1 protein-coding gene is annotated in these 559 nt (G+C 44.2%); it reads left to right on the forward strand.

Translation table 11 applies throughout. The features are described 5' to 3' along the window. Positions 1-133 precede the first annotated feature (133 nt). Positions 134-430 (forward strand): DUF3288 family protein, encoded by a 297-nt coding sequence (locus tag FJR06_RS07905; protein WP_168651188.1) that lies wholly within the window; start codon positions 134-136, stop codon positions 428-430. The last annotated feature ends 129 nt before the right edge of the window (positions 431-559 follow it).

The following is a 559-nucleotide window of genomic DNA, read 5'->3' on the forward strand; positions in this document are numbered from 1 at the left end:
TGATTACTCTTGCAAGCCCAGTCCCTTTAGGTCTGGGTTACTGACTCACTAGATAATGGTAGATAATTAGCAATGGTCGAGATTTTTCATCTTGAGTTGTTGATGGATTGCTAACTTCGTACAGGTATTAATTGTGACAGAAATTTCCAGCGGTAAAGACCAACAACATCCACTCTACAACCGCGATCGCCCCCTTATTGATATTTTACTCGCTCAAGACGCAACCGATTACAATTTATCAGAATTGGCTAGACTAAAAATTCGCTATCAAGGTTTTCCGGGAGCGCGGGACATCCAAAGCAACTTAGATAAAGTTTTGCAACGCTGGGGTTTAACGGAAACTGAACTATTTGCAAAAACCCGTCAAATCCATGATATCGGCGGAATTTACAAAAGTCAGGGCAAAAAAGACGAGCAGGATTGGAATTAGGGAATAGGAGTTCAGGAGTCAGGAGTCAGGAGTCAGGAGGAAAAAAGAATAAAGAAGGAAGTTTCTCCCCTACTTCCCCCACTTCCCCCACTTCCCCCACTTCCCCCACTTCCCCCACTTCCCCCACTT

This window comes from Dolichospermum sp. UHCC 0352, assembly GCF_009711925.1.
In the GTDB taxonomy this organism is placed as follows: Bacteria; Cyanobacteriota; Cyanobacteriia; order Cyanobacteriales; family Nostocaceae; genus Dolichospermum; species Dolichospermum lemmermannii.